This window comes from Pseudoalteromonas sp. BSi20652 (assembly GCF_000239855.1).
GTDB lineage: Bacteria > Pseudomonadota > Gammaproteobacteria > Enterobacterales > Alteromonadaceae > Pseudoalteromonas.
Genome location: NZ_BADT01000227.1, coordinates 1 through 6,861 on the forward strand (window position 1 = coordinate 1; position 6,861 = coordinate 6,861).

The window sequence follows — 6,861 nt, forward strand, 5'->3', positions numbered from 1 at the left end:
TTTTCATTCATTGAGAGAGTCGATGAAAGTTAGTTACTATTTAATTTGATAGTGCTTTACGCCTATAGTCATCAAATACTAATAATATGAATCGCCGTCGCACGATTATTTTTTGCTACAATGCCTGCAAAGTAATTTAGGGTAAATAGCTGTGCTGCCGGTTCAAGACATATATCAACAACTCGTTACTACATTACAAAGTAATCCTATTACGTTATTACAAGCACCGCCTGGGGCGGGTAAGTCAACCTGGTTGCCGCTGCAACTCATGCGCGACGGGCATTTTAAACGTATTGTAATGTTAGAGCCTCGCCGAATAGCTGCACGTAATATTGCCAGTTATTTAGCAAAGTGCCAAAACGAGAGTGTTGGGCAAAGTGTGGGCCTGCGGATTAGGGGCGAGAGTAAAGTAAGCGCTAATACACGCCTCGAAATAGTCACCGAAGGCATGTTAACGCGCATGCTGCAGAACGATCCCGAATTAAGCGATATTGATTTACTTATATTTGATGAATTTCATGAGCGTTCAATTGCAGCCGACACCTCACTTGCCTTTGCGCTCGAGACCCAAAGTGCACTTCGTGAAGATTTAACCATACTACTTATGTCGGCAACGCTAGATACTGAGCGTTACACTGCGTTTTTTGATTGCCCTGTAATTCAATCAAGCGGTCGCAGCTACCCAATAGACGAAGTATACATACCCATAAAAGATGAAAGCCGCTGGCTTGATGCAATTCCTACCATAATAAAACAAGCACTTAATGAGCAAACAGGTAGCGCATTGGTATTTTTACCTGGGCAATTTGAGATACTACGCGTACAACAAGCACTCACCGATCTACCCAGTAACTGCCAAGTTGCAACGCTATTTGGCGAGCAAGATAAAGCTAATCAGCAAGCCGCTATTGCTCCTGCACCAAACGGCATGCGCAAAGTAGTGCTTACCACCAATGTAGCCGAAACCAGTTTAACTATTGAAGGCATACGCATTGTAATTGACAGCGGCAAGCGCCGTGCAGCGACCTTTAATTTAAAAACAGGGGTTACAGAGCTCACAACACAAAGTATATCGCGCTCGTCTGCTGTGCAGCGAGCAGGGCGTGCAGGACGAATAGAGCCGGGCATTGTTTATCGAATTGGCTCAAAGCAAACCTTTGAACGACGTAATAGTCACGACAATCCCGAAATACTCACATCAGACATAAGCCAACTTATGCTTGAGGCAAAGCAATGGGGAGCCAGTATTAATGAGTTAACCTTGCTCGATAAACCCTCTGAGCAACAATGCGAGCAAGCAAGTAACCTGCTTAACATGCTTGAAGCCATTAATAGCAAAGGTAAGCTCACACCGCTTGGCAGTAAAATGTTAGGTTTTGGTGCTGATATTCGTTTGGCGCATATGCTATTAAAAGCACACATACTTGATGACCAACTCCCTGGTATTTATCGCCTTGCTATTTATTTAGTGGCATTACTTGAGAGCCGAGTAAACAGTGCAAACGAGTTGAGTTTAGCGCTGCATAGTCAACAACAAAGGCCGCATCCGGTATTTAAGCAACAGTTAAAATATTGGCAAAACCGCTTAAAAGTAAAAGACGAAAACAGCGAATTAAATACGCATTATATTAGTTTGCTGGTGGCATTGGCTTATCCTGATCGCATTGCTAAAAAGCGTGGTAATGGCTACTTACTGGCCAATGGTGCAGGTGCTGAGTTAAATGCCGATTACTGGCACAACGACGATTACTTAGCTATAGCAACCATGGGCGGGCACAAAGGTGGGCGTATATTTACAGCCACTGCGCTTAACCCATTTGAGTTACAAGAATTTTTACCGCATTTATTTAGTGAACTTACTCGTTGTGAGTTTGATGAAAAATCAGCGCGTTTTATTCATCAAGATGAAGTAAAACTCGGGGCTATAACGCTCAGCAGCCAGCCTAGTAAACAAAAGCTTGATAAAAGCGAGCGCGCCAAAGCGTGGCTTAACTTATTTGCTAAACATAGTTTTGCATTATTTAACGAGCAACCTGATGCGCAGCAATTGCTGATACGCATGAGCTTAGCAAGTAAGTTATTACCCGATAAATTCCCAACTATAAGCGAGCAACAACTTATTCAAAATGCAGCGCAGTGGCTAGGCGTGTTTTTAGAGGATATTAAAACGCTCACGCAGCTTAAAAAGTTTAACTACTTTGAAGCATTACAAAACTGTTTTGATTGGCAACAACAAACCGCTTTAAAAGCATTGTTACCACTGCGCTTAACGGTGCCAAGTGGCTCAAATATAAAAATAGAATACCAACTTGATGGCCCCGCAAAGCTCAGTGTGCGTATGCAAGAAGTTTATGGCTTGACCAGTACGCCAATGCTTGCCAATGGTAAACTGCCACTGCTTATGGAGTTGCTATCGCCGGGTAAACGCTCACTGCAACTTACTCAAGATTTAGCGCACTTTTGGGCTAGCAGTTACCGCGATGTGCAAAAGGAAATGAAAGGTCGCTACCCTAAGCATTTTTGGCCAGACGACCCTGCCAACAGCGTTGCAACTAATAGAGTAAAAAGCAAAATGTAGGTGCTATACCCGTTTTATTAAAATATGAGCATTTTATTGTATTAAATAGTGCACTCACTGCGTTAAAAATATATTTATATAACAAGGGTATGTCGTAATTTTGCCTTGTTATTATGCTGTTGTGTTAGCGTTTTAATGAACACTAATTTAATGCAATGGCTATTAGTTACTTAAAGTTGTTTGTTCTATTATTGAACACATTAATATAGTGTTCCTATAAATGAATCAATATTTTTAACTGCAGGGGGGTAAGTGATGAAGCTACTTTTAACGTTAGGTTTTGCTTTAGTTTCTGCTTTTACGACGTATGCTGAAAAGCCACTCGGCTTAAATGCGTTTGCGCAGCAGTAGTGTAAAACAATGACCGCCACATAAGAATCTAATAAAGGAATAAAGAGCCTGAGGCTCACCTTGCATTGTTAGCTGATGATATTGGCAATCAGCATATTGTGTATCAACCGGATGACTCACGTGCTCCTGATGATAAAAAGCAGATGTGCGAAGGTATGAGTTTTTTTAGGTACACACACGTTGTTTAAAAGCACACTGCTTAGTACATTTGTGTTTAACGATACAGGCTTTGCCATTCGTTATAAAAACCACAAAGTAGCGATTATCCGCAAGTATCATCAATAAAACCATGTATTTGCTTTTTTGCTATTTACTGTAAATAAAGCCTTAATTAGTGTATTTGAATTTATGTTTATTGATGAATTTATACTACGCTTTAGTTATAAACTAATACGTTATAACTTTAGGTATAATGAATGCATGACCAGAACATCAATATACTCGTTATAGACGATGACGAATTACTGCAGCGCGCATTGACCCGCACGCTAAAACGTTTATGCCCAAATGCAAACATATCGAGCTTAAATTTCTCTGCCAAATTTGAAGAACAAATAACTAATAACGGCATACCTGATATTATTTTTTGCGACTCTACAATGCAGCTCTCATCGGGTAAAAAGGTGCTTGAACAAGCCAAAGATATTTGCCCGTCTGCATTAAGGTGTTTGCTAACCGGAGACCTCAGCGATAACTCTCAGCTACAACTAAATAATGCTATTCATTTTCACCTTGTTAAGCCCTTTACTCAATCTCATTTACAAAGTGTTTTAGGCAGTGCAAAGTTATTAAAAATTTTGCCAATATCGTCATACTATAAAACCATTTTAGGGCGGCTGACAGCATTGCCATTTTTAGGGGCGGTGACGCAAAGTTTACTCAATGAGCTCAATAATAGTGAGCCTAACATTTTTACTTTAGAGCAAGGTATTAGCCACGATCCTGTGCTTGCAGGAAAAATACTACAGGTTGCTAACTCAGCGTTTATGGGCTTTGACAGCCATACCTCAAACCTAAAGGAAGCCATTGTTCGTATTGGTTTAATAAACCTGCGGGCAATTGTGGTGTTTTCAGAGCTCTCCCATCAATTAGTCACTAAAACACAACAAAAAGCATTAAACCAATTAATAGATAAAGGGTATAAAAAAGCCGAGTTAGCGCAATCGCTAGCTAAATACCTTAAGCAAGATAGGCAAACTCAGTTATTTTCGTGCGCTGTAGGTTTACTGAGTGTGATTGGTGAATTGATTATAATGAGCAACACGACCTCAGGGGTAGAGAGTGGTGAAGTTCCTAAGTTTTTATTGAGCGCTTATATACTTGCCCTTTGGGGGTTTGATCAAAAAATAGTAGAGGCTCAGTTAATTGATAATTTACCAACAGAGCAAAGGGTGTCGTTAACAGTGATCCACATTGTTGTTGAACATGTATTTTGTGATAAAGCATTGAGCTTTACCCAAGGGGAATACGACTTAATAGATGATTTAAAAATACTATCCGACGTGCAACAATGGCACGAAAATACCACACAAAGCTATTAAGGGTTATTTATGAAAGGTGTTGTTTTTAGAGGTCTTGAAGCGTTGGTCATTGAAAAGTGTGGTATGGCCGCATGGGACGATTTACTTGAAAAAATGCGCCAGAAGGGCGTGTGTACATTTCAGCTCAAAGTTACCCTGATGAAGAAATACTAGGGTTAGCAAACGATGTAGCAACGGCTTTATCGATGACCATGCCTGAGGTATTAAAAGCGTTTGGGCAGTATTTATTTGGCCATTTAAACAGAACTCACCTAGGCATTGTTGAAGGCTTTAATGGTTTTGCAGATCTAATTATGGGCATAGACAAAGTGATACACGTTGAGGTGTCTAAACTTTATCACGAACCCAATCTGCCAGAGATCAATGCAAGGCTTATTAAGAACGGTTTTATTTTGATGGAATATTATTCAAAAAGACAACTTTGTATGTGTGCAGAGGGGCTTATTTATGGCGCGGCGGATTATTATAATATTGATGTAACGTTAAATCATATTCAATGCATGCATAGTGGTTTTGATAAATGCATGATAGAAATTAAATATGAGGCTGAAAATGGCTGATGACGACTACAATTACAAAAAAGCGTACTTACGTGAAAAAGCAGCCAGAGATGAATTAGAATCGTTACTGGAGAGCAAAACGCGCGAACTGTTTTGTGCAAATCAAGAATTAAAAGAAAAGCTCACTATATTAAAAAACCAGCAAACAAACTTGATGCAAACGGATAAAATGGCCACTTTAGGTACGTTGTCAGCGGGTGTTGCACATGAGATCAATAACCCACTTGCGTATGTTATGAGCAATGTCGAAAGCATTAAGTTTTACAAACCAACGCTAATAACTTTAATGCAAGTAACTAAGCAGTTTATTGGTAAATCTATATCTACATCTGAGTTAGAAGCGTTATTAATTAAGCTTGATGAAGAAAGTAATATAAACTTTATTTTAGACGATTTAGATGAGCTACTTGATGACACTCATGAGGGGTTAGAGCGTATAGCGGCTATTGTAGACAATTTACTTAATTTTGCGCGGCCTAGAAATAATATGTTTACGGCCTCTGATATTACCCTGTCGTTAAATGGGGCGATTAAATTGTTGGCTAATCAGCTTAAAACGTGTGATGTTGAGTGTTATAAAGATGAAATTCCTTTAAGCTATTGTAATTTATCGGCTATTAACCAAGTTTTTGTAAACTTATTGTTAAATGCAAAATATGCCTGCGATTTAGTTGAAGGTCAACAGGGAAAAATTATTATTAAATTGTTTTCAGATCAAGAAAATATTTATGTAGAGGTAATGGATAACGGATGTGGAATGGACGCGCAAACAGTTAACCAAATTTTTGAACCTTTTTACACAACTAAACCCGTGGGAAAAGGGACTGGTATGGGAATGGCGATTGTTTATAATGTACTTAAAGAGCATAACGGGATGATAGAGGTTCAGAGCAAGCTCAATGAAGGGACATTAATGCGTTGCATAATACCTATTACCACAATGCCTGAACCATCTTTAAATAACCAGCTGTAGTTTTATAACGCTAACAGCGTAAAATTAACTGTTTTAAAGTACTGCGGCTACTTTGATTTATATCACTATATTAGACTTACACTATGACATTGAGATGTTTTGTAATAATAGGTACTTTAATTTTAATGTGCTTTGTAACAAGCTTATTGGTTGGATATCGTTATTTTTTTAGTTTACCTACGTTAAATAACAGTATCAAAGATTACCAAGAACGAGAGTTAACAAGCCTTGAGATTTCATTGGCTAGAGAGTTTTTGTTTTTAAAAACAATTAATTATGATTACGCTGTGTGGGATGATACGTATGATTACATGACTAGTTTGGATGAAGAATATTTAGATTCTAACTATGTGGACGATACCTTTGTATCGCTCAAAATAGATGGTGTAATTATTTATGATATGAACTATAAACAAGTGTACGAACACACATATGATTTTATTGAAGGGACTACGTTTGATTTACCAAGCTTTGATTTACTTGCTAAGCCTACAAACCGTTCTATCCATCCTTATTTTAAAGCACAAGAAAATACACTAAGCCGCTTTGGATTTTTGCGCAGCAAACATGGGCCTATTATGTTTGCTTCCCACGCTATAAAGCATACCGATAAAACAGGTGAACCGATTGGTGCAATTGTTTTTATAAAAAAAGTAAGGCCATCACAAATATCATCGATGGCAGAAATAGCACAAATACAGTTAAGTTACTCCGTGATAAGTAATGAAAGTGTACCTACTCAAATAGCAAGGCTTGAAGGCGGTTTGCAAGATGAACCAATCGCTACACAGCGACAACGAGTATTGTTAGATATTAATGGTAACCCGCTACTGCTTTTTACTATAAAGCATCATCATA

Annotated in this window: 4 protein-coding genes and 1 pseudogene; all 5 read left to right on the forward strand. The window is 38.6% G+C overall.

Annotated elements, in window-relative coordinates:
* The first annotated feature begins 151 nt into the window (after positions 1 to 151).
* Positions 152 to 2,578, forward strand: a complete 2,427-nt coding sequence (gene hrpB, locus P20652_RS01290) for an ATP-dependent helicase HrpB (protein ID WP_008172476.1) — start codon at positions 152 to 154, stop codon at positions 2,576 to 2,578.
* 767 nt (positions 2,579 to 3,345) lie between these two features.
* Complete coding sequence (locus tag P20652_RS01285; protein WP_008172480.1) at positions 3,346 to 4,470, forward strand: HDOD domain-containing protein; 1,125 nt, start codon at positions 3,346 to 3,348, stop codon at positions 4,468 to 4,470.
* A 9-nt stretch (positions 4,471 to 4,479) separates the two neighbouring features.
* A pseudogene (locus tag P20652_RS01280) lies at positions 4,480 to 5,030 on the forward strand (heme NO-binding domain-containing protein).
* Entirely contained in the window at positions 5,023 to 6,003 is a 981-nt protein-coding gene (locus tag P20652_RS01275; RefSeq protein ID WP_008172486.1) for a sensor histidine kinase, read from the forward strand. Before P20652_RS01280 ends, P20652_RS01275 begins: the two are co-directional and overlap by 8 nt.
* Positions 6,004 to 6,128: 125 nt before the next feature.
* The coding region (locus P20652_RS19195; protein ID WP_033018131.1) for a CHASE4 domain-containing protein at positions 6,129 to 6,861 on the forward strand (733 nt) is incomplete at its 3' end.

Excerpts from the sequence above, each read along its gene's own strand:
- P20652_RS01285 (WP_008172480.1), top strand. The coding sequence starts at position 3,346 with ATGCATGACCAGAACATCAATATACTCGTTATAGACGATGACGAATTA.
- P20652_RS01275 (WP_008172486.1), top strand. The coding sequence starts at position 5,023 with ATGGCTGATGACGACTACAATTACAAAAAAGCGTACTTACGTGAAAAA.